This window comes from Shewanella sp. MF05956, from assembly GCF_059758055.1.
Genome location: NZ_JCAYNV010000051.1, coordinates 1 through 644, shown reverse-complemented (window position 1 = coordinate 644; position 644 = coordinate 1). Strand labels below are relative to the sequence as shown.

Genomic DNA, 644 nt, shown 5'->3' with positions numbered 1-644 from the left:
TTCCTAAAAACAAAAAAGGAAGCCGAAGCTTCCTTTTTCAGTGTTCACTAAAGTCGCTATTACGCGATGATTTTAGCTACTACACCAGCACCAACTGTACGGCCACCTTCACGGATAGCGAAACGTAAACCGTCGTCCATCGCGATTGGGTAAATCAGGGTAACTACCATTTTGATGTTATCACCAGGCATAACCATTTCTACGCCTTCTGGTAACTCAATTGTGCCTGTTACGTCTGTTGTACGGAAGTAGAACTGTGGACGGTAACCTTTGAAGAATGGAGTGTGACGTCCGCCTTCTTCTTTTGATAACACATACACTTCTGATTCGAATGTAGTGTGTGGCGTGATTGAACCAGGCTTAGCTAGTACTTGACCACGTTCTACGTCATCACGCTTAGTACCACGTAATAACACACCACAGTTCTCGCCTGCACGACCTTCGTCAAGCAGTTTACGGAACATTTCTACACCAGTACATGTTGTCTTAGTAGTTGCATGAACACCAACGATTTCTACTTCGTCAGATACACGTACAATACCACGCTCAACACGACCAGTTACCACTGTACCACGACCTGAAATCGAGAATACGTCTTCGATTGGTAGTAGGAATGGCTTATCGATATCACGCTCTGGCTCTGG

General features: G+C 45.0%; 1 protein-coding gene. It reads right to left on the bottom strand.

The window, feature by feature from the left end; translation table 11 throughout:
- Positions 1 to 59 precede the first annotated feature (59 nt).
- A partial coding sequence (locus AC19MX_RS21100; protein ID WP_498299773.1) for an EF-Tu C-terminal domain-related protein occupies positions 60 to 644 on the bottom strand: 585 nt, incomplete at its 5' end.